Source organism: Vibrio sp. 1978, assembly GCF_033344345.1.
In genome coordinates, this window is record NZ_JAWPOP010000002.1 from 317,524 (window position 1) to 338,732 (window position 21,209).

20 protein-coding genes are annotated in these 21,209 nt (G+C 44.4%); 14 read left to right on the forward strand and 6 right to left on the reverse strand.

Annotation, left to right across the window (positions count from 1 at the left end):
• Positions 1–654 precede the first annotated feature (654 nt).
• Positions 655–1,140, forward strand: a complete 486-nt coding sequence (locus R8N49_RS03395) for a GNAT family N-acetyltransferase (protein ID WP_025768243.1) — start codon at positions 655–657, stop codon at positions 1,138–1,140.
• Here R8N49_RS03395 and R8N49_RS03400 read toward each other — a convergent pair.
• Together R8N49_RS03400 and R8N49_RS03405 are read right to left on the reverse strand one after the other, a co-directional pair.
• On the reverse strand, positions 1,100–1,399 hold the full coding sequence (locus tag R8N49_RS03400; RefSeq protein WP_005380315.1) for a DUF3301 domain-containing protein: 300 nt from the start codon (positions 1,397–1,399) through the stop codon (positions 1,100–1,102). The genes R8N49_RS03395 and R8N49_RS03400 overlap by 41 nt on opposite strands.
• 13 nt (positions 1,400–1,412) lie before the next feature.
• A complete protein-coding gene (locus R8N49_RS03405) occupies positions 1,413–2,450 on the reverse strand; it encodes a DUF3549 family protein (RefSeq protein ID WP_017636035.1) in 1,038 nt (345 codons plus the stop codon).
• A gap of 76 nt (positions 2,451–2,526) precedes the next feature.
• Between R8N49_RS03405 and R8N49_RS03410 the strand changes: the two genes are divergently transcribed.
• Together R8N49_RS03410 and truC are read left to right on the forward strand one after the other, a co-directional pair.
• The gene (locus tag R8N49_RS03410) at positions 2,527–2,841 is read left to right on the forward strand and encodes a YqcC family protein (RefSeq protein ID WP_186584724.1); all 315 of its coding nucleotides are present in this window, start codon (positions 2,527–2,529) and stop codon (positions 2,839–2,841) included.
• Positions 2,842–2,845: 4 nt separating this feature from the next.
• Positions 2,846–3,616 (forward strand): tRNA pseudouridine(65) synthase TruC, encoded by a 771-nt coding sequence (gene truC / locus R8N49_RS03415; RefSeq protein ID WP_186584725.1) that lies wholly within the window; start codon positions 2,846–2,848, stop codon positions 3,614–3,616.
• A 66-nt stretch (positions 3,617–3,682) separates the two neighbouring features.
• On the opposite strand, the gene R8N49_RS03420 is transcribed toward truC, so the two are convergent.
• The 4 genes from R8N49_RS03420 to map all read right to left on the reverse strand — a co-directional run bounded on the left by R8N49_RS03420 (position 3,683) and on the right by map (position 9,139).
• Positions 3,683–4,887 (reverse strand): IS3 family transposase gene (locus tag R8N49_RS03420; protein ID WP_186584726.1). Its coding sequence is split into 2 segments (ribosomal slippage): positions 3,683–4,536 and positions 4,536–4,887, totalling 1,206 coding nucleotides; the frame shifts between segments, so codons are not numbered across the junction.
• A 114-nt stretch (positions 4,888–5,001) separates the two neighbouring features.
• Positions 5,002–5,385 carry a DUF3461 family protein gene (locus R8N49_RS03425; protein ID WP_005380322.1) on the reverse strand — a complete coding sequence of 128 codons (384 nt, stop codon included), beginning with the start codon at positions 5,383–5,385 and terminating at the stop codon, positions 5,002–5,004.
• A gap of 142 nt (positions 5,386–5,527) precedes the next feature.
• Positions 5,528–8,152 (reverse strand): bifunctional uridylyltransferase/uridylyl-removing protein GlnD, encoded by a 2,625-nt coding sequence (glnD, locus tag R8N49_RS03430; RefSeq protein WP_017636037.1) that lies wholly within the window; start codon positions 8,150–8,152, stop codon positions 5,528–5,530.
• 108 nt (positions 8,153–8,260) lie between these two features.
• Positions 8,261–9,139: a type I methionyl aminopeptidase gene (gene map, locus R8N49_RS03435; protein WP_005380326.1), complete on the reverse strand. Its 879-nt coding sequence runs from the start codon at positions 9,137–9,139 to the stop codon at positions 8,261–8,263.
• 384 nt (positions 9,140–9,523) lie between these two features.
• Between map and rpsB the strand changes: the two genes are divergently transcribed.
• The 11 genes from rpsB (at position 9,524) to lpxD (ending at position 21,102) form a co-directional block, all read left to right on the forward strand.
• Complete coding sequence (gene rpsB, locus R8N49_RS03440) at positions 9,524–10,252, forward strand: 30S ribosomal protein S2 (RefSeq protein ID WP_005380327.1); 729 nt, start codon at positions 9,524–9,526, stop codon at positions 10,250–10,252.
• A gap of 132 nt (positions 10,253–10,384) precedes the next feature.
• On the forward strand, positions 10,385–11,230 hold the full coding sequence (gene tsf / locus R8N49_RS03445) for a translation elongation factor Ts (RefSeq protein WP_005380328.1): 846 nt from the start codon (positions 10,385–10,387) through the stop codon (positions 11,228–11,230).
• Positions 11,231–11,377: 147 nt separating this feature from the next.
• Positions 11,378–12,103, forward strand: coding sequence for a UMP kinase (gene pyrH, locus R8N49_RS03450; protein ID WP_005380329.1), 726 nt, complete (start codon positions 11,378–11,380; stop codon positions 12,101–12,103).
• Positions 12,104–12,203: 100 nt separating this feature from the next.
• The gene (frr, locus tag R8N49_RS03455) at positions 12,204–12,761 is read left to right on the forward strand and encodes a ribosome recycling factor (protein WP_005380330.1); all 558 of its coding nucleotides are present in this window, start codon (positions 12,204–12,206) and stop codon (positions 12,759–12,761) included.
• A 96-nt stretch (positions 12,762–12,857) separates the two neighbouring features.
• Entirely contained in the window at positions 12,858–13,613 is a 756-nt protein-coding gene (locus R8N49_RS03460; RefSeq protein ID WP_005380331.1) for an isoprenyl transferase, read from the forward strand.
• Positions 13,614–13,625: 12 nt separating this feature from the next.
• On the forward strand, positions 13,626–14,468 hold the full coding sequence (locus R8N49_RS03465) for a phosphatidate cytidylyltransferase (protein WP_005385351.1): 843 nt from the start codon (positions 13,626–13,628) through the stop codon (positions 14,466–14,468).
• 50 nt (positions 14,469–14,518) lie between these two features.
• Positions 14,519–15,724: a 1-deoxy-D-xylulose-5-phosphate reductoisomerase gene (ispC, locus tag R8N49_RS03470; protein ID WP_005385353.1), complete on the forward strand. Its 1,206-nt coding sequence runs from the start codon at positions 14,519–14,521 to the stop codon at positions 15,722–15,724.
• Positions 15,724–17,082, forward strand: a complete 1,359-nt coding sequence (gene rseP, locus R8N49_RS03475; RefSeq protein WP_318189862.1) for a sigma E protease regulator RseP — start codon at positions 15,724–15,726, stop codon at positions 17,080–17,082. Before ispC ends, rseP begins: the two co-directional genes overlap by 1 nt.
• Before the next feature lie 44 nt (positions 17,083–17,126).
• On the forward strand, positions 17,127–19,541 hold the full coding sequence (gene bamA, locus R8N49_RS03480; protein ID WP_005391802.1) for an outer membrane protein assembly factor BamA: 2,415 nt from the start codon (positions 17,127–17,129) through the stop codon (positions 19,539–19,541).
• A gap of 13 nt (positions 19,542–19,554) precedes the next feature.
• Positions 19,555–20,064 carry an OmpH family outer membrane protein gene (locus R8N49_RS03485; protein ID WP_165935368.1) on the forward strand — a complete coding sequence of 170 codons (510 nt, stop codon included), beginning with the start codon at positions 19,555–19,557 and terminating at the stop codon, positions 20,062–20,064.
• A 6-nt stretch (positions 20,065–20,070) separates the two neighbouring features.
• Positions 20,071–21,102: a UDP-3-O-(3-hydroxymyristoyl)glucosamine N-acyltransferase gene (gene lpxD / locus R8N49_RS03490; RefSeq protein WP_005380347.1), complete on the forward strand. Its 1,032-nt coding sequence runs from the start codon at positions 20,071–20,073 to the stop codon at positions 21,100–21,102.
• Positions 21,103–21,209: the final 107 nt, after the last annotated feature.

A 21,209-nucleotide genomic window follows, 5' to 3' on the forward strand; every position in this document is an offset into this window, starting at 1 on the left:
ACAGGAAAGCACCAAGGATTTGGTTATCGTCAGGAAGACGATTTGGTTGGTCAGGATGATTAATCAAGCATGGAGCGTAGGACATTGTAAGGATACGATCATCAATAGGATGTTGATGACTAAGGATAGACAATGGACCCCTCTAGGATTGAGGCTATGGACAGCATCAGGAAGATGCAAGGGACACCGCTCAAGGAACAAGTGACGTGTGCTAACGAGGAATGTTAGCAGTCAGGATGATAAGGACACCGCTAGGACGGCGACGTAAGGAATAAGCTGACGGAATCAGCCACTATTATGGATGATGCATGGAGCACTTTTAGTAGCCGGACTGCTGCGAGTAAGACCATGACCCCGATACTTATGTGTCGGGGTCTTTCTTATATAAAAACGATATCCAGTGTTCTCATTGAATTAAGCATCTCGATGTTACTTGGGGATATCAATATCACAAAATATATAAATTCCTAATAACACTTAATAAAAAACAACTCAGATCAATATCCTTTCCAACCAGTTGGTTTAACTTTCGGCTTCTCTACAAGGTGTTATGCCCGCAATCATTGAGCATGTTCAGCTCATCGAGTTTGTGATCTGCGGATAGATTAAGTTTGTTGTAATCAAGGAACAGATGTGGCCATAGTAACCAGAAGAATGCTTCTTCTACCCTACAATGAGTCGTTGCAACTAGAATTCGTCATGCTGAATTGCTGTGCGAAAAACCGTGCTGAATTGAATGGTCCGTATACAGTTGCGTCTGCCAAACAGATGTTTGAGAAAATACTGGATGATGAGAACATTTATAGTATGGCAGTGCTAGAGAGCACCAGTCGTGACTATATGGGGCACGTGTTTATTGCTAATCTCGATTCCGAACCTGAATTAGGGTTTATTTTTGATAAATCATATTGGGGTAAAGGGTTAGCAACAGAAGCACTAAAAGCATTTTTCCCCAAAGCGTGCCGTGAGTTGGGCTTGAATAAGGTGAAAGCTAACGTGAATAGCAATCATCAGGCTTCTATGGCGGTACTGAAAAAGCTGGGATTTGTTAAAACAAAAGAAAGTAAGGATGTATATGGTCCTTACTTTGAAATGGAATTTACAAGCGATGCGGTGGTAGGTGAAAGTTCTGCGGCCTGAAACCGACCATGGTTAACTCTCCTTGGTAGCAATCGTCACCAAGAGATGAAAACTCAAATTGATACACCGTATGCCAACGCCAGACTCCGTCTGGCGTTTTTAGTTTATGGGCACCAAAGGCGATGCTGATTAATTGGAGATCCAATTGCTCACATTTACGCGTGATGGCCGCTTTTGCGAGTTCGGCTTGGCGACGCTGTTGCCAAAACAGGTAACAGAAAAAGCAGAGCCCTAAAATTGCTAAAAGATCACCAATCATTCCTGAACCTTTCTTAGCTTTTTGTTGCTTGTTGTAAGCTTACTAGCGCATTTGCTAGTTCCTCTGATGGGTTTGAATGCAGCAAAGGCAATAACACCATTCTTAACTCTGGCAGCATCACTAAATCGGCAAATAACTGATTAAATAGGGCTTGATTACCGGTTTGAGCTAAACGCAGCAAAAACTGTTCTGCTACCTTTTCATTGGCGAGTAAGTGCCAAGCGCGACCCGCCACACCAATCAATACCTCCTGATGGCTTAAACGAGGGCTATGCAATATCGCATCTAATACTGGAGAGGCGACTTCTGTTGGTGCACCAGCAAGGGCTCGGATAAGTGCTGAAAGTAGGAAGAGATCAGGTTCGCTACTTGCGATTTCTTGCTGTGCCTTTTCCGCGATACGTTCTGCTAAACGCTCTTGAAGCTCTACATGCTCAAGCGCACCTAATAGGGCATAAAGTGGCTCATTTGGTAGGTGGTTCAACGCTTTGCGTATCATTACCCCGTTTTGCTCTTTGTCCAAACGAGCGGCCATGTCGGTGATCCCTTGCAGACCTACGGTTTGCCAATTATCCCAGCCTAAACCACCTGAAAAGTAATGCTGAGTGTGCTCATAATATTGGCTGGTAGGAAGATCGAGGTTCGCGCGGACCTGGCTATGAAACACGGCCATTTTGTCTTCGGAAGGTTTGAACGTATATGGGTTATTAGACAGCTTTTGCTGTTGCTCTTCAGAGATATCACCATTGAGGCGTGTTCCCATGGCTTCCACTACGTATTTAATGAAATTGCCGATATCTGATTGCTTTAACAAACCGCGCTCGTCCAATTCAAACTTTAGAAACCAAATCCAAGGTTGCTTTTGTTCATTCCAATAAGCGATGGCAAGGTGTGCTTTACGCTGCATTGGGAATGGGTACGGTGCTTGACCTTTTTCTACATCGGCAAACTCTTTCTTAGCGATGGTTTTGATACGACGACCAAGATCGAAGATTTGATAATCACAGCGGCTGTTGTTCAACAGTTGAGTGAGGGTTTGAATGTTTTCCATTAAATACGACGTCCTAACGTTCTTTTCACAAGAAATGGTATCATTCTCGGCTAATTCAAGGTTCGAGATAGAATTAATGGTAACAAATACTCAATTGGTCGACTTACTTCACCAACTTGAAACGCAGCTTAAAGAACATAAGTTGTGGCAACACACTAGGCCTTCAGAGCAAGCCTTACAAAGCGTGGAGCCATTTGCGATTGATACATTGCATCCTCATGAGTGGTTGCAGTGGATCTTTATAGACAGAATGCACGTGCTAGTGGAAAACAACCAACCATTGCCAAGAGGGTTTTCTCTCGAGCCCTATTTTTCAGAAGCGTGGAAGCAGGAACCGCAGTTCGTAGAGCTGCTTGTTACAATCCGAACCATTGACGAACTGTGTAAGTAAACGAATGCTAGAACAAGAAATAGCGCGATCTTCAGAACCAGTTGAGCTGGAGATCGTTTATCAGGATGAATATTTTGTAGCGGTCAACAAGCCTGCAGGCATGTTAGTGCATCGCAGTTGGTTAGATAAACACGAAACTCAGTTTGTCATGCAAACTTTGCGCGACCAAATTGGTCAGCATGTGTTCCCATTGCATCGTCTGGATCGTCCAACATCTGGTGTGCTCGTGTTTGCGTTGTCGAGTGAAGTCGCATCACAAGTCATGCCGATGTTTGCTGAACATAAAATGGAAAAGACATACCACGCAGTAGTACGCGGTTGGATTGAGGAAGAGGGCATCTTGGATTACGCACTCAAAGTGGAGTTAGACAAGATTGCGGATAAGTTCGCTTCACAAGAAAAAGAAGCGCAAGAAGCGGTGACGGAATATAAGCCGTTGGCTAAAGTGGAGGTTCCCTATTCGACGGGTAAATTTCCTACAACGCGTTATTGCTTAGTTGAGATGAAACCTAAAACGGGGCGTAAGCACCAACTTCGTCGTCATATGGCACATCTACGCCATCCGATCGTGGGTGATACAACGCACGGGGATGGAAAGCACAACAAGCTGTATCGCACAGAGTTTGATTCTCATCGTTTGCTACTGCATGCTTCAGAGTTACGGTTTGTCCATCCATTTACCGATCAAGAGATTGTCATGACGGCCAATCTTGATGAAACTTGGCAGCAATTGTTTACTCGATTTGAGTGGGATGAATCGATGATTAACCGATAATCGGTGCAGTTAGATCTCGATAATGATTGGGTATGACCCGTCCTGATATGGGTTGACACTTTTTAACTAAAACGCTCGATGTACTTCATCGGGCGTTTTGTATTTTAAAGCCGTATGAGGCCTCATTTGATTATAGATATCTACGGACTCTGCTACCATCGTCCTTGCTTCTTTCAGATCTTTCGGTTTCTTCAGCAAGAGCTCCATTTTGAGTATCCCATTTACACGCTCAGCTAAAGCATTCTGATAACAGTCATACCCGTCAGTCATTGAGCAAGTCACTCTATGTTTCTTATGGATATCTTGATATTCCTTCGAACAGTATTGTGAGCCTCTATCTGAGTGGTGTATTAGCTTTTCTTCACTCTGCGGTTGCCTGAGAGCTGAGATAAATGCCCGCTTAACTGATTGAGTTTTCATGTTGTCATCCACATAAAAACCAACAATCTTCCTTGAATAAGCGTCTGTAACCAAGCTGAGATAACTCTCTCCATTTTGAGTTGGCAAGTAAGTAATATCAGCAACCCACAGTTGTTCTGGCTTCGTTGGTGTCAGCCCATCTTTCACTTTGTTTGGGTGACAGAAAAATCGATGACGGCTGTCAGTCGTTCGGTGATAGGCTCGTCTTGCTCTCACTAACAGCCGATGCTTTCTGAGAAGTTCAAAGAGCTTATCGCGACCTATTTGAATGCCCTTTGTTGCTGCTAAGAACTTCAGTTTACGCGTGCCAATGCGTGGCTGCTTCAGCCTGACTTCACGGACAAAGCCAATGACAGCATGCTCATGATGTTCACAACGAGATTGAGTTTGGCATTGCTTATAATAAGCTTGGCGAGAGATTTGTACTAACTGACAAAACTTCGTAACGCTCAAACCTACTATGGTTTTCTCTTGGACAACGCTTCTTTGTGCTTTTTTGTCACTCTAACACCATAGTCACGTTCCATAACGTTCACGACAGCTTCAAAGAAGTCGGCTTTGAGTTGAGCATCTTCGAGCTGCTTCTCAAGCTCTTTAATACGTTGCTCTGGTGTAGGAGGTGAATTGAACTCGGTCATAGAGTCTCCTTTGGACATAAAGTTAGGTGTCCCTTTAGACCAATCTAGTCGACCATGCTTACGAAGCCAAACCAAAACCGTAGAGCAACCTTGGATGCCATACTTCTCTTGGGCTTGTTTGTAAGTGAGGCTTCCTTTTTCAACCTCATCAACTACAGTGAGTTTAAAAGCGAGGGAGTAATCGCGCTGAGTTCTTTTAGTTGTTGATTTCATAACACTCTCCAATTTTGGGGGTGGAAAGTGTCAACCTTATTTAGGACGGCACAGTACAAATAAAAAGGGTTAGCATCAATGCTAACCCTTTTTTAATATTTAAGACTTAACGTTTTACTTTAGTTTTTCGAGATCCGCTTCGATCTCTGCGATCTTGCTCGAAACGACTTTTTCTAAATGACGAAGGTCTGAAAGAATTTTCTCTTTTACATCAACCTCAGGTTGTTTCGTTGGCTTAGTAATTTTATTCAGTTCATCAATGACTAATGTGAGGTTACGGTTGATTTCCGTTACTTCTTTATATTTGTGACTGCCACTATCAACAAGAACATTTTTGATTTGGCGTGGGTATTTGAATTTAACGCTTTTAGCGAATAGTTCGCCTTTTTGCTTGTGGAAATAGATCTTGAGTACGTCTTTGTGTGCTTCTTGGCGTAGGGAATAACGTTCAATCTGCTTAGGGTCGTGAATACCCAAACCAGTGAGGTGGGGATACATAGGCTACCTCTATTACATCGAATTGATATTGATATAACTGTAGCAGCCTATGTATGAGCTAGATAGCTGATATTTAGCCAAAATGCTTAACTTGTGGGCAAGATCGCTCTCGCCCTGAACCGAAAAGATTGGCAGGTTTTATCTAAGCTGCGACCTCATCAGATAACTTTTCGATCAATCTCTCTCTTAGCTCATCTTGCTGTTCTTCACTTAATCTTCCTCCTGCATCACTGGTTAAAATAAACAAGTCTTCTGCTCGCTCACCAATGGTGGTGATTTTGGCACCGTGAAGGTTGATATTTAAATCAGCAAACGTACGGCCTACTTTGGCCAACAGCCCTGGTGTGTCTAGCGCGACAAACTCCATTAAAGTGTGTTTTTTACCTTTGGTTGGTAAGAAGTCGACTTTGGTTTTCACATTAAAGTGCTGAAGTTTGTTCGGAGTACGGCGCGTTTTAATCTTGGTTGGTCGGCCCGCCTCCAGTACATGGGTGAGGTGTTTAATCACCGCCGCGTGACGAGACTCATCGATCGCTTCGCCATGTTGATCGAGTACCATAAAGGTATCAATCACGTGCCCATCTTTGCTGGTCATGATTTGCGCGTCGTGTACATTAAAATTACGCCTATCTAACTCTGCCACGACCGTCGCAAATAAAGCAGGCTGGTCTTTCGTATATACAAACACCTCAGTGCCGCCACGAGTGGCTTTTTTACTGATCAATACCAAAGGCTTAGTCGGATCTTCCATGCGAAGTAAGTGTTCGCAGTGCCACGCGATTTGCGTATGGGTATGACGAAGGAAGTAGTCAGCTTTGAAGCGTTGCCACAATACTTCAATTTCGCGCGCGGCAAACCCCTCTTTGCGCAGCATTGCGGAGGCCATTTGTTGATTGTGGCGAATTCGCTCACGCACATCGACAGGGTTCTCTAGGCCTCTACGTAAAGCACGTTGTGTGGAGTAATACAGCTCCGCAAGTAAAGTTCGTTTCCAAGCATTCCAAAGTTCTGGGTTGGTTGCACAAATATCTGCAACTGTCAGGCATACAAGATAATCGAGAGATTCTTCGTCTCTGACTTTTTTGGCAAATTCGGTAATGACATCAGGATCATAAATGTCTCGGCGCTGTGCGGTGACAGACATTAATAGATGATGTCTTACCAACCAAGCGACAAGTTTGGCTTCGGGCTTCGATAAGCCATGCTCAATGCAGAAGTCGTATGCTTCTCCTTCACCGATAATTGAGTGATCGCCGCCACGACCTTTCCCGATATCGTGGAAAATAGCGGCAATAATCAGCAGCTCTTTCTTTTGCATTCGAGGGTAGACGTCACAGCAAATTGGGTGCTTCGCATGATTTTCTGGGTCACTAAAAGTGTTGATGTGTTTAAGTAAGCGAATACTGTGTTCATCAACTGTGTAGGCATGGAATAAGTCAAACTGCATTTGACCAACAATCTGACTCCATTGCGGTAAATAGGCCGCCATAACCCCTAATCGGTGCATGAGACTGAATGCTTTGTGCAGAGCATTAGGGTGACGACATAACGCCATGAACTTTTCACGCGCAGCAGGAATGGTGTGCAAAAACTTGTTGAGCCGACGGCGAGCGGTGCGCAGTTGACGCAGCGTTGGTGGGCTCACCCCTTCAATAGTTGAGTCGTTAGCAATATGTAAGAACATATCCAGAATAGTTTCTGGGCGAGCTTGGAACAATGCGGGTTTCCGCGCTTCAATTAAAGAACCGCGACGTTGAAAGTCCGTATCGAGAATCTCGGCACTTTCTGTCGCCCCACCATTAATGATCGCTTGGTCAAAGAGTTTGAGTAGCATTTTATTGAGCTCTGCCACACGACGAAGCGTGCGGTAGAACTCTTTCATCATCATTTCTACGCCTCGATTGCCTTCTCCGACGTAGCCTAGATTTTCCGCAACTTGTGCTTGATGGGCAAAGGTCAAGCGGTTGTCATAGCGGCGAAGCTCCATGTGCAGAGCGAAACGTACTCGCCAAAGGAAGTCCTGACATTCAACCAATTCTCGGTATTCTGCGTCAGTTAAAAATCCGTATCGGCTCATTTCTAACAATGAAGTCGCACCAAAGTGACGTCGAGCGACCCAGCTTAATGTATGAATATCGCGCAGCCCGCCAGGGGTTGATTTAATGTCCGGTTCTAAGTTGTAGGTCGTGTCGTGGTAACGTGCATGGCGTTCGCGCTGCTCTTGAATTTTAGCGCGGTAAAACGTCTCACTTGGCCAGAAGGAGTCTGATAACACGACTTTCTTCAGTGCCTGAAAGGTGTCCTCGCTTCCACACAGCAATCGCGCTTCTTGCAGGTTTGTCGCGACCGTTAGATCGGCTTTACCAATTTCAGCACATTCAGTAACGGTGCGAACAGCGTGTCCGACCTCGAGTTTTAAATCCCACAACAGCGTAATGAATTCGCTGATTTTTGCTTCTAACGCGGTTGGCAGTTTATTGTTCGACAGAATCAAAATATCGATATCGGAGAGCGGATGCAGCTCGCCTCGTCCGTAGCCACCAACGGCAACTAGGGAAATGTTGTAAATATCCTTGAAACCAAAATGTTGCCACAAACGATTGAGAAGCAGATCCATATATTCAGCTCTGGCTAAAACCAAGCTTGTTACCGGATGATGATTGAGAAACTCTTGGTTTTGATTAGAGCTAAACTTCTCTAATTCTTGTTTGAGTTCACCGATATTGATTTGTTCATCGGAAAAGGTAAGAGGGGACTGAAGTGTCATATTTGCCATCCGTGCAAGCTAATCTAATAACAATCTAACAAATTTGCGGCAGATAAAAAATATCCCCGCCGAAGCAGGGATATAGTAAACAACGAGTGGTTGTCAGCTTTACGCGTTTTTCATTAGGCGAGGAATCGTATCGTCGCTACGAAGCGTCAGTACTTCACAACCTTCTTTTGTTACTACAATGGTATGTTCCCATTGCGCAGAGTTCTTGCCGTCGCCCGTGTAAACAGTCCAGTCATCTTGTGCATCAACAGAGCAACCAAATTTACCTGCGTTAATCATCGGCTCAATAGTAAAGCACATGCCTTCTTTTAATACGCGGCGGTCTTTGTTCTTGTAATGAACCACTTGTGGTTCTTCATGGAACTCATCGCCGATACCGTGACCACAGAAGTCTTTCACAATAGAAAACTTGTTGCGAGGATTGTTCTTGTTGTTCTCTTTGATGTACTTCTCGATAGCTGTACCGATGTCGCCAACTGTTGAACCTGGCTTAACGGTACGCATACCAACGTACAGTGCTTCTTGAGCTACCATGCACAGACGTTTGTTTGCAGGCGAAACATCACCGACTAGGAACATCTTAGAAGTGTCACCATGGTAACCCTGAGGACGCACGCTCAGATCGGCATTCTCATCATTTGGAACGATTACGGTAATATCAACGTTTAAGATGTCACCATCTTTTAGTACCGCCGGCTTCATTTGGCCGTTGCTACCGATTTCGTCTTTTTCCGCTGGAATACCGTGGCATACGATATGGTTGATTGAAGTACAGATCGACTTAGGGAAACCATGGTAATCAAGCGGAGCAGAGTATGCACCTTTTTCTAGAGCGTACTCATGACAGATTTTGTTTAACTCTTCTGTCGTCACACCAACTTTGATGTGTGGTTCGATCATTTCTAGAATCTCTGCGGCTAGCTTGCCCGCAATGCGCATGCGTTCTATTTCTTCAGCAGTTTTAATCTTGATTGACATTGGCTTTCTCTACTTATTCCTAAGCACGTAAACGTGCGAATGGCCGCATTCTATCAGACATCGGGGCGTTAACCCAAGTTAGATAGGAATATGCATCATTCTTAATTCGATCATATGTTTAAAGTTTTGCTTATAAATAGGAGAAAGTGGCTCGGTGAAGAAATAATTTTTACTAGCCACAGTGAGCTAAAATATGGTATAAAGCGCGCCGGAATAGAGGACTGTTCTCTTCGTTTAGCAAAGTTAAGCGGCGAAGCAAGCTTCATCCGAATAACCTTTTATCTTTAAATCACACACATTCCGTCACATATTCCGGGGTGCTGAGCAGAAGCTTGGTCGGAGTTATGGGGAATGTGGAGGCCTAACCCCATAGAGGATTTTAAAATGGCAACTGTATCAATGCGCGATATGCTAAAAGCTGGTGTTCACTTCGGTCACCAGACTCGTTACTGGAACCCAAAAATGAAGCCATTCATCTTTGGCGCTCGTAACAAAGTTCATATCATCAACCTAGAAAAAACTGTACCAATGTTCAACGACGCTCTAGCTGAACTAGCTAAAGTTGGCGAGAAGAAAGGTAAGGTTCTATTCGTAGGTACTAAGCGCGCTGCATCTGAAGCTGTTAAAGAAGCTGCAATCGCAAGCAACCAGTTTTACGTAAACAACCGCTGGTTAGGCGGTATGCTTACAAACTACAAAACAGTTCGTCAGTCTATCAAGCGTCTAAAAGAACTAGAGACTCAATCTCAAGACGGTACTTTTGACAAACTAACTAAGAAAGAAGCTCTAATGCGTACTCGCGAAATGGAGAAGCTAGAGAAATCTCTTGGTGGTATCAAAGACATGGGCGGCCTACCAGACGCTCTATTCGTAATCGACGCTGATCACGAACACATTGCAATTAAAGAAGCTAACAACCTAGGTATTCCAGTATACGCTGTGGTAGATACTAACTCTAACCCAGACGGCGTTGACTACGTAATCCCAGGTAACGACGACGCGATCCGCGCTGTACAGCTATACCTGAACGCTGCTGCTTCAGCAGTATCTGAAGGTCGTAACAAAGACGTAGCTGCAGTTGCTGAAAAAGACGGTTTCGTAGAAGCTGAATAATAGCGGCTCTGTGTCACACTTGGTCTATGTGAAACCTTTGTGTAGCATAAACTAAGTTATAGTTAGCAATGGGGGCCGACAATGTTAGGCCCCTGTTTTTTACCTTATTTCGAATCAAACGAGGAAGACAGAATGGCAACTGTAACTGCTGCTCTAGTTAAAGAACTTCGCGAGCGTACTGGCGCTGGCATGATGGAATGTAAGAAAGCGCTTGTAGAAGCAAACGCTGACATCGAACTAGCAATTGAAAACATGCGTAAATCTGGCGCAGCGAAAGCAGCTAAGAAAGCTGGTAACGTTGCAGCTGAAGGCGCAATCATCATCAAAGAAGAAAACGGCGTTGCTGTTCTTCTTGAAGTTAACTGCCAAACTGACTTCGTTGCTAAAGACGGTAACTTCACTGCATTCGCAGAAGAAGTTGCAGCTGCAGCTCTAGCTTCAAAAGCTTCTGTTGAAGAACTACAAGCACAATTCGAAGACGCACGTGTAGCTCTAGTAGCTAAAATCGGTGAAAACATCACTATCCGTCGCGTAGAATACGTTCAAGGCACTGCAATCGCTTCTTACCGTCACGGTGAGAAAATCGGTGTTGTTGTTGCTGGTGAAGGCGACGCAGAAACTCTTAAGCACGTTGCAATGCACGTTGCTGCTTCTAAGCCAGAGTTCGTTAACCCAGAAGACGTACCAGCTGACGTAGTAGAAAAAGAGAAAGCGGTTCAAGTTGAAATCGCAATGAACGAAGGCAAGCCTGCTGAAATCGCTGAGAAGATGGTTGTTGGCCGCATGAAGAAATTCACTGGCGAGATCTCTCTAACAGGTCAAGCTTTCATCATGGAGCCTAAGAAAACTGTAGGCGAAATGCTGAAAGAAAAAGGCGCTTCAGTTTCTACGTTCGTTCGCCTAGAAGTAGGTGAAGGTATCGAGAAGAAAGAAGAAATGAGCTTCGCTGAAGAAGTTGCAGCAGCTCAAAAAGGTTAATCCTTAGAGACTGTATAAAGATTAGACCGTAGCCAAGGCTGCGGTCTTTTTATGAGCAGTGAACGATTAGCCGTGATGAATAGCCATAACTGAAGTTGTGTCTATTCATGACTGTTAATCAACAACTCTCTTTGGAAGGTAAACTCCATGACTACGAACCCTAAACCAGCGTATCAACGTATTCTATTAAAACTGAGTGGTGAAGCTCTTCAAGGTGAAGACGGTTTTGGTATTGATCCTGCGGTCCTTGATCGTATGGCACAAGAAGTTAAAGAACTGGTTGAACTGGGTGTTCAGGTTGGTGTAGTTATCGGTGGCGGTAACTTGTTCCGTGGTGCAGGCCTAGCTGAAGCTGGTATGAACCGCGTAGTTGGTGACCACATGGGTATGCTTGCTACAGTAATGAATGGCCTAGCGATGCGTGATGCTCTTCACCGTGCATACGTAAATGCGCGCGTTATGTCTGCAATCCCTCTAAAAGGCGTATGTGACGACTATAATTGGGCTGATGCGATCCGTGAGCTTCGCCAAGGCCGAGTTGTCATCTTCTCTGCTGGTACTGGTAACCCGTTCTTTACAACGGATTCTGCTGCTTGTTTACGTGGTATCGAAATTGAAGCGGATGTCGTACTAAAAGCGACGAAAGTTGATGGTGTATTTACTGCTGACCCTGTAGCAAACCCAGACGCAGAGCTGTATGATAAGCTATCTTATGCAGAAGTTCTGGATAAAGAGCTGAAAGTTATGGACTTGGCGGCGTTTACGCTAGCTCGTGACCACAAAATGCCAATCCGCGTATTTAATATGAACAAGCCAGGCGCACTACGTCGCGTGGTAATGGGCGAAGCAGAAGGCACGCTCATCAACGAATAAGCTTGGCTTAAGGTGCCACTCCAACGCGTTAGGGTGGTGCTTGCTTTGCTCAACCGTTTTAGGCTTTCTTCAGGAAAGATGACATTTTTAAGGTGAAACTGTGATTAACGAAATCAAAAAAGACGCGCAAGAGCGCATGGATAAAAGCGTTGAAGCGCTTAAGAACAACCTTTCTAAAATTCGTACAGGTCGTGCACACCCAAGCCTACTATCTGGTATTTCTGTAGAATACTACGGTGCAGCAACACCTCTAAACCAAGTAGCAAACGTTATTGCTGAAGATGCACGTACACTTGCAATCACGGTTTTTGATAAAGAGCTGACGCCGAAAGTAGAAAAAGCGATCATGACGTCTGACCTTGGTCTAAACCCTATGTCAGCTGGCACTATCATCCGCGTTCCACTTCCACCGCTAACGGAAGAGCGTCGTAAAGACCTAGTTAAGATCGTTCGTGGTGAAGCTGAAGGTGGTCGTGTTGCTGTTCGTAACATCCGTCGTGACGCAAACAACGATCTTAAAGCGCTTCTAAAAGATAAAGAAATCTCTGAAGATGAAGACCGTAAAGCACAAGACGAAATTCAAAAGCTAACTGACGTTGCAGTTAAGAAGATCGATGAAGTTCTTGCTGCAAAAGAAAAAGAGTTGATGGAAGTTTAATACTCCCACACACATCACTGTTGGAAAACGCTGTGCTCACAGCTCAGCGTTTTTTTATGTTAGTCTATCCAACTGATGGAACTCAATTAACTCCCTATGCAAAATTCTCAAGCCTTCTCTGATTCCCTTCCTAAGCATATTGCCATCATTATGGACGGTAATGGCCGTTGGGCTAAGTCCAAAGGAAAACCTCGCGTATTTGGTCATAAAAAAGGCGTTAGTGCCGTTCGTAAGACCGTGGCTGCTGCTTCAAAACTAGGCATTAGAGCCATGACGCTGTTTGCTTTTAGTAGTGAAAACTGGCGTCGTCCGGAGGAAGAAGTGGGTCTTTTGATGGAACTGTTTATCACGGTCCTGTCTAGTGAAGTAAAAAAACTACACAAAAATAATTTACGGTTGCGCGTGATCGGTGATACCAGTCGATTTAGTGAGCGTCTACAAAAGAAAATTGTAGAAGCAGAAAACCTAACGGCAGATAACACGGGTATGGTGATCAACATTGCAGCCAACTATGGCGGTAAATGGGACATCACAGAAGCTGCTAAAACGTTAGCGCTAAAAGCACGTAACGGTGAAATTCGTGTAGAGGATATCAATGAGCAGCTAATCACTGAGCATTTGACCATGGCAGACCTACCGGAAGTGGATCTTTTAATTCGCACCAGTGGAGAGTGCCGCATCAGCAACTTTATGTTGTGGCAAATGGCTTATGCAGAAATGTACTTTACACCAGAGTACTGGCCAGAATTCGATGAAGACAGTTTGGTAGAAGCTGTGACTTGGTTTATCAACCGAGAACGTCGTTTTGGCTGTACAGGTGAACAAATAAAGGCATTGATGGCAGCTCAATAAGGACTAGTTAGTTTGAAACAGAGAATAATAACAGCACTAATTTTAGCTCCCCTGGTTATTTTAGGCATTTTTAAATTACCGCTAATGGGCTTTATTGCCGCTTTAACTGCAATAACGCTATTAGGTTTTTGGGAGTGGACTCAGTTTACAGGAAGCAACTCTCGCATTGCTGCCCTTGTGCCGGCAATCATTATTACCGGACTTAGTTTTCTATACATCTCGCCTGATGCATATAGCCTCAATCACTTAACGACACCTCATTATGTCGTCTTGGGTATTGGTTTTGTTTGGTGGATTATTGCTAGCTTAATGGCGATTACTTACCCCAAAACGACGAAATCTTGGCAAAGTAATTTTGTTTTACGTCATGTATTTGGTTTTCTGACATTAATCCCATTCCTTTGGAGTGTGATTATTCTCAGAGCGTATGACATCACTGTAGATCCATACCACGGCGCAAAGCTTGTGTTGTACGTTTGTTTCTTGGTATGGGCTGCAGATAGCGGCGCCTACTTTGCAGGCAAAAGCTTAGGCAAACGTAAGATGGCTCCTCATGTAAGCCCCAATAAAACCATTGAAGGGCTAATTGGTGGCATTATCACGGCATTAATCGTAGCGTGGGCATTTGCTGATTGGTTCGATATCCAGTTCACTAGCCCTGTCCATATGGTGCTGATTACGCTGGTTACTGTCGTTATTTCAGTGCTTGGTGATCTGGTTGAAAGTATGTTCAAACGTGTCTCAGGCATTAAAGACAGCAGTAACATTATCCCAGGGCACGGTGGTGTGCTAGATCGTATCGACAGCCTAACCGCAGCATTCCCAGTTTTTGCTCTTCTTTACTACGTATTCTAATTTATCAGGAGCGGCGTCGTCGCTCCTGAGCTTTCTAACGGTCTTACAACATGCAAAAGTTAACGATTCTTGGTGCTACTGGATCAATTGGTGCAAGCACGCTTAAAGTGGTCGAACAAAACCCAGATCTGTTTTCTGTCGTTGCCTTAGCGGCAAGCACTAACGTTGAAAAGATGATCGGTCTATGTCGTCAGTGGCAACCTAAATATGCGGTCATGGCAGATAAAGCTGCGGCGTCTCAACTTCAAGCTGAGCTACACTCGGTTTCGCCAGGTACCGAAGTGCTAGGTGGTGTTGATGCGCTATGCCATATTGCTTCGCTGGACGAGGTCGACAGTGTAATGGCTGCTATTGTAGGAGCAGCCGGCTTATTGCCTACCATGGCTGCCGTGAAAGCAGGTAAGCGAGTCTTGTTGGCAAATAAAGAAGCACTTGTAATGTCAGGCCAGCTATTTATTGATGCCGTTGAAGAATTTGGCGCAGAGCTACTTCCCGTCGACAGTGAACACAACGCCATTTTCCAATGTTTACCACAGCAAGTACAAACCAATCTAGGTCGTTGCAATTTACAAGAACATGGCATTTCTCATATTTTGTTGACTGGATCTGGTGGTCCTTTCCGTTACACTGACATCGCAGAACTGGAGCAGGTGACACCCGCGCAGGCGATTGCTCATCCAAACTGGTCGATGGGGCCAAAAATTTCTGTTGATTCTGCCACGATGATGAACAAAGGCCTTGAGTATATCGAAGCTAAGTGGCTATTTAATGCTGCTCGCGAACAACTGAAGGTGGTTATTCATCCTCAATCGGTAATTCATTCTATGGTTCAGTATCGTGATGGTTCGGTCTTGGCACAAATGGGAGAAGCGGATATGGCGACGCCAATTGCGCTCACCATGTCATACCCGTCAAGAGTGGAAGCTGGGGTTAAGCCGCTAGACTTCACGAAAGTTGGTGAGCTGACGTTTTTGCAGCCTGATTTTGCTCGTTACCCATGTTTAAAACTCGCAATTGATGCCTGTTATGAAGGTCAACACGCAACAACAGCATTGAATGCAGCTAATGAAGTCGCTGTTGATGCATTTTTAAATAACAGACTAGGTTTTACCGATATTGCTCGCATCAATGAGTCTGTGTTGAATAAAATCAACGCAAGCTGCAAAGCTGAGAATGCGAATAGCTTGGAAAGCTTGCTCGAGCTAGATAGAATGGCACGAACTATTGCCCTAGAAACCATACGCGAGCGTAGCTGATGACTGGTATATTGTGGAATCTCATTTCTTTTATCGTCGCACTGGGCATTCTTGTTGCCGTGCACGAATTTGGGCATTTTTGGGTTGCTCGCCGTTGCGGCGTTAAAGTTGAAAAGTTTTCAATCGGTTTCGGCAAGTCTATTTGGAGTAAAGTAGGCAAAGACGGAACGGAGTACAGCATCTCAATTATCCCTCTCGGCGGCTATGTGAAAATGGTTGATAGCCGTGTCGATGAGGTGCCAGAACATGAGAAGCACCTAGCGTTTGATAAGAAGCCGTTATGGAAGCGAACCTCTATTGTTGCGGCTGGCCCCATCTTTAATTTTCTTTTCGCAATTTTTGCCTATTGGCTGGTATTTCTAATTGGTATCCCGGCTGTTAAGCCTGTAATTGGTGAAGTTACGCCCAATTCGATTGTTGCGGAAGCTGGAATTGAATCTGGAATGGAACTTAAATCGATATCTGGTATCAAAACTCCGGATTGGGAATCAGTAAATATGGGATTGATTTCTCATATTGGCGATGATTTGATGACGGTAACACTAACGTCAGCGAATGAAGTTGGTTCAGAAGTAACGAAAACGCTCGATTTACGTGAGTGGAAGTTCGACCCAGAAACTCAGTCAGCGATGCAGTCGTTAGGTTTTACTCCGTATACACCGGAGGTGTATCGAGTTATTGAGCAGGTCTCGCAAGGTGGAGCGGCGGAAAAAGCTGGTGTGCTTCCAGGTGATGAGGTTGTCGCAATTGGTCAACAACGCGTAACCGAATGGAAGCAAGTGGTTGAAGCGGTTCGTTCTAATCCTGATACACCGCTTGAATTGACGGTGTTACGTCAGGGTTATGAGCAAACATTGACGCTGACGCCCGGTAGCCGTGAGCTAGCTAACAAAGAAGTCGTTGGTTTTGCAGGTATTGCACCTAAAGTCGCAGAATGGCCAGAAAGTTATCGCTTCGATCTTCAGTTTGGTGTATTCGAGTCAATAGGTAAAGCAGTAGACAAAACTGGCCAAGTCATTGGTTTGACAATCAGCATGCTTAAGAAGCTTATTGTTGGAGACGTTGGTCTGAATAATCTGAGTGGACCAATATCAATAGCCAAAGGCGCAGGCGCGACAGCAGATTATGGTTTGGTCTACTTTTTAGGTTTTCTCGCTCTAATTAGTGTTAACCTAGGTATTATTAATCTCGTTCCTTTACCAATGTTGGATGGCGGTCATTTGTTGTTTTTTGCAATTGAAGCAGTCATTCGACGTCCTGTTCCTGAGAAAGTGCAGGAAATGGGCTTTAGAATTGGTGGTGCGATCATCTTCTCGCTCATGGCGTTAGCGCTATTTAATGATTTTACTCGTCTGTGATAGTTCAGAGACAAAAGCAGTAGCAAGGAATAATTAGAACAAGTATGGCGATTAAGCGAATTCTATTTGCAAGTTTACTGGCGACCAGTGTATCTGCAAATGGAGCAGAGAACTTCGTAGTTCAAGATATTGAAATCGATGGATTGCAGCGTGTAGCACTGGGTGCTGCATTGTTGAAAATGCCTGTACGTGTCGGTGATACCATTGGCCAAGGCGATGTTGCAGAAATTATCCGCGCCCTGTATGCATCTGGTAACTTTGAAGATGTGAAAGTGTTGCGTGACGGTGGTGTTCTGATGGTTCAAGTCAAAGAACGTCCTACCATTGCAAGCATCTCTTTTTCAGGTAACAAAGCAATCAAGGACGAGCAGCTACAAGAAAACCTGAACGCGTCTGGCGTTCGTGAAGGTGAAGCGCTTGACCGCACCACGCTAAGCAACATTGAAAAAGGCTTAGAAGACTTTTACTACAGCGTAGGTAAATACAACGCAACAGTAAAAGCGGTGGTGACTCCACTACCACGTAATCGTTCTGATCTTAAGTTTGTCTTTACTGAAGGTGTGTCGGCAAAAATTCAGCAAATCAACTTTATCGGTAATGAAGTGTTCAGTGATGAAGAACTGCTTTCGCGCTTTAACTTAAATGTTGATGTGCCGTGGTGGAATTTCCTTTCTGATGAAAAGTATCAAAAGCAAGTTCTTGCAGGTGATATTGAAGCACTCAAATCATTCTACCTGGATCGTGGTTACTTAAAATTTAACGTTGATTCGACACAAGTTGCAATCTCTCCTGACAAGAAAGGGGTATACATTACTCTTGGTCTAGAAGAGGGCGAGGTTTACACCGTTAAGGACGTGAAGTTCCGTGGTGATTTGATTGGTGAGGAAGCGACGTTCGAAAGACTTGTGCCATTTGAAGACAATGAGACATACAACGGCTCGTTGGTGACTTCAATGGAAGAAGGGATTAAGCGTGTGCTTGGTGAGTCCGGTTATGCTTATCCTCAAGTGAATACCATTCCAGAGTTTGACGACGAGAATCAAGAAGTTTCTTTGGTCGTTAACGTAGACCCGGGTAACCGAATTTATGTTCGTGATATTCGCTTCACGGGTAATAACTCAACCAAAGATGAAGTCCTTCGTCGTGAAATGCGTCAGATGGAAGGCAGTTGGTTGAACTCGAAATCGATTGAAACGGGTAAAACTCGTCTAAATCGTTTGGGCTACTTTGAAAATGTTGAAGTACAGACGGTTCGAGTTCCTGGTAGTGATGATCAAGTTGACCTAGTTTACTCTGTCAAAGAAGCAAACTCTGGTAGTGTTAACTTCGGTGTTGGCTACGGTACAGAATCGGGTGTGAGCTTCCAGGTTGGCCTGCAACAAGATAACTTTATTGGTAGCGGTAACCGTGTTGGTATCAACGCGATGATGAATGACTACCAGAAAAACATCAGTCTAGATTACCGTGATCCGTACTGGAACTTAGACGGTGTAAGCTTAGGTGGTAAGGTTTTCTATAACGAATTTGAAGCTAAAGAAGCCAATATCGTTGACTATACCAACGAAAGCTATGGCGCGAGCTTAACGTGGGGCTTCCCATTCGATGAGTTGAACCGTTTTGAATTCGGTGTCGGTTATACGCACAACAAGATCGGTAACTTATCGCCTTACTTGCAGGTAGAGCAGTTCTTACGAGCACAAGCAGACAACATTGATTCTAGTGGAGCGTTGAACACAAACGACTTCGACTTCAATATCTCTTGGACACGTAATAACTTAAACCGTGGCTATTTCCCAACAGCAGGTAACCATCAACGTGCATTCTATAAAATGACCGTACCTGGCTCTGACGTTCAATATTTCAAAATGCAGTACGATGTTCGTCAGTATGTGCCATTGACTAAAAAGCACGAGTTTACCCTCTTGTTCCGTGGCCGCTTAGGTTACGGTAATGGTTACGGTCAAACGGATGGTAACGATAACTTGTTCCCATTCTACGAAAACTACTACGCAGGTGGCTTTACATCGCTTCGTGGCTTTGGCTCAAACTCTGTTGGTCCTAAAGCGGTTTACCGTGATACATCTGGTTCAAACAATGGCGCAGATACAGCAACAGATGACTCTGTTGGTGGTAACGCCGTAGCGCTAGCAAGTGTTGAGTTGATTGTCCCAACACCATTTGCATCAGAAGAAGTACAAAACCAAATTCGTACCAGTATCTTCTTTGATATGGCAAGTGTTTGGGATACGGAGTTTGACTACCGCGATTCAGGTGCGGAATATGGTGACCGTTACTACTACGATTACTCAGATCCAACCAACTACCGCTCTTCTTACGGTGCGGCGTTGCAGTGGATGTCTCCAATGGGGCCACTAGTATTCTCACTAGCGAAACCAATTAAGAAATTTGATGGCGATGATGAAGAGTTCTTCACATTCACTATCGGTAGAACTTTCTAAAGAGGAAAATATTTTGAATAAAATGATCAAAGCGGCTGGGATTGGCCTTCTTGCACTGAGCTCTTCAATGTTTGCAAATGCGGCAGAAGCTGCACAGAAAATTGCTTACGTAAATACAGCTCAAGTTTTTCAAGCTCTTCCTCAACGTGAAGTTGTACTACAAAAAATGCAGAAAGACTTCAAAAGCAAAGCTGATGAACTGAAGTCAATCCAAGCACAAGCTAAAACAAAGATTGAGAAGCTACAACGTGACGGCGAGCTTTTGGGTCAAGACGAAGTTGAAAAGCTACGTATCGATATCGCGAAGCTCGACAGCGAGTACAAAGTGAAAGCACAAGCACTTGAAAAAGCAAGTGCGCGTCGTGAAGCTGAAGAAAAAGCGAAGCTTTTCAAAACGATTCAAGATGCAGTTAAGAAAGTCGCAGACAAAAATGGTTACGATCTTGTGATTGATATCTCTGCTTTGCAGTACGGCAAGCCAGAATACAATATCTCTGAAGACGTAATTAAAGCTCTAAAATAAGAAGTTATGAAGACATTAACATTAGCCGAATTGGCGACAATTACCGGGGGTGAGCTGTTTGGTGACGAGTCTCTCGTTGTAAGCCGTGTTGCTCCAATGGATAAAGCACAAGAAGGTGACGTAACCTTCTTGTCTAACCCAAAATACGCAAAACACCTTTCTGAGTGCCAAGCTACCGTTGTTATGGTAAAGGCTGAGCATAAAGATCAATGCGTTGGAAATGCGCTAGTGGTTTCAGACCCTTATGTCGCATTTGCTCGTGTGGTCCAAGCGATGGATACCACACCAAAACCGGCAGACGATATTGCACCAAGTGCTGTGATTGCCGCTGACGTTAAGATGGGTGAGAACGTTACAATCGGCGCTAACGCTGTGATTGAAACGGGCGTGGAACTCGGCGACAACGTAAGTGTTGGTGCTGGTTGTTTTATCGGTAAGAACGCCAAGCTAGGGAATAACACCAAGCTTTGGGCTAATGTCACTATCTACCATGAAGTGTCATTGGGTGATGACTGTCTCGTTCAATCGGGTACCGTCATTGGCTCTGATGGCTTCGGTTACGCGAATGACAAAGGCGAGTGGATTAAAATTCCTCAGCTTGGTTCAGTGCGTATCGGTAACCGCGTTGAGATTGGTGCTTGTACTACGATTGACCGCGGTGCACTCGAAGATACTATCATTGAAGACAATGTCATTCTGGATAACCAACTTCAAATCGCGCACAACGTGCAGATCGGATATGGTACCGTGATGCCTGGTGGTACTATTGTCGCGGGCAGTACAAAAATTGGTAAGTACTGCCAGATTGGCGGCGCGTCTGTTCTGAATGGCCATATCACTATCGCAGATGGTGTGGCGATTACAGGTATGGGCATGGTAATGCGCAGTATCGAAGAAAAAGGCCTTTACTCATCAGGTATCCCACTACAAACGAACAGAGAGTGGCGTAAGACCGCAACTCGAGTTCACCGTATTGATGAGATGAATAAGCGCCTAAAAGCGGTTGAAAAACAGCTGGAACAGAAAGAAGAAATTTAGAACAAGTTATCTTTCGCTCTGTATTTAACACGAAGGCTAACAAGTTCTAGTTCCATATTCTGTAAGAAGACTCGCGAAATGCGGGTCTTTTTCTTCTATAATGACGC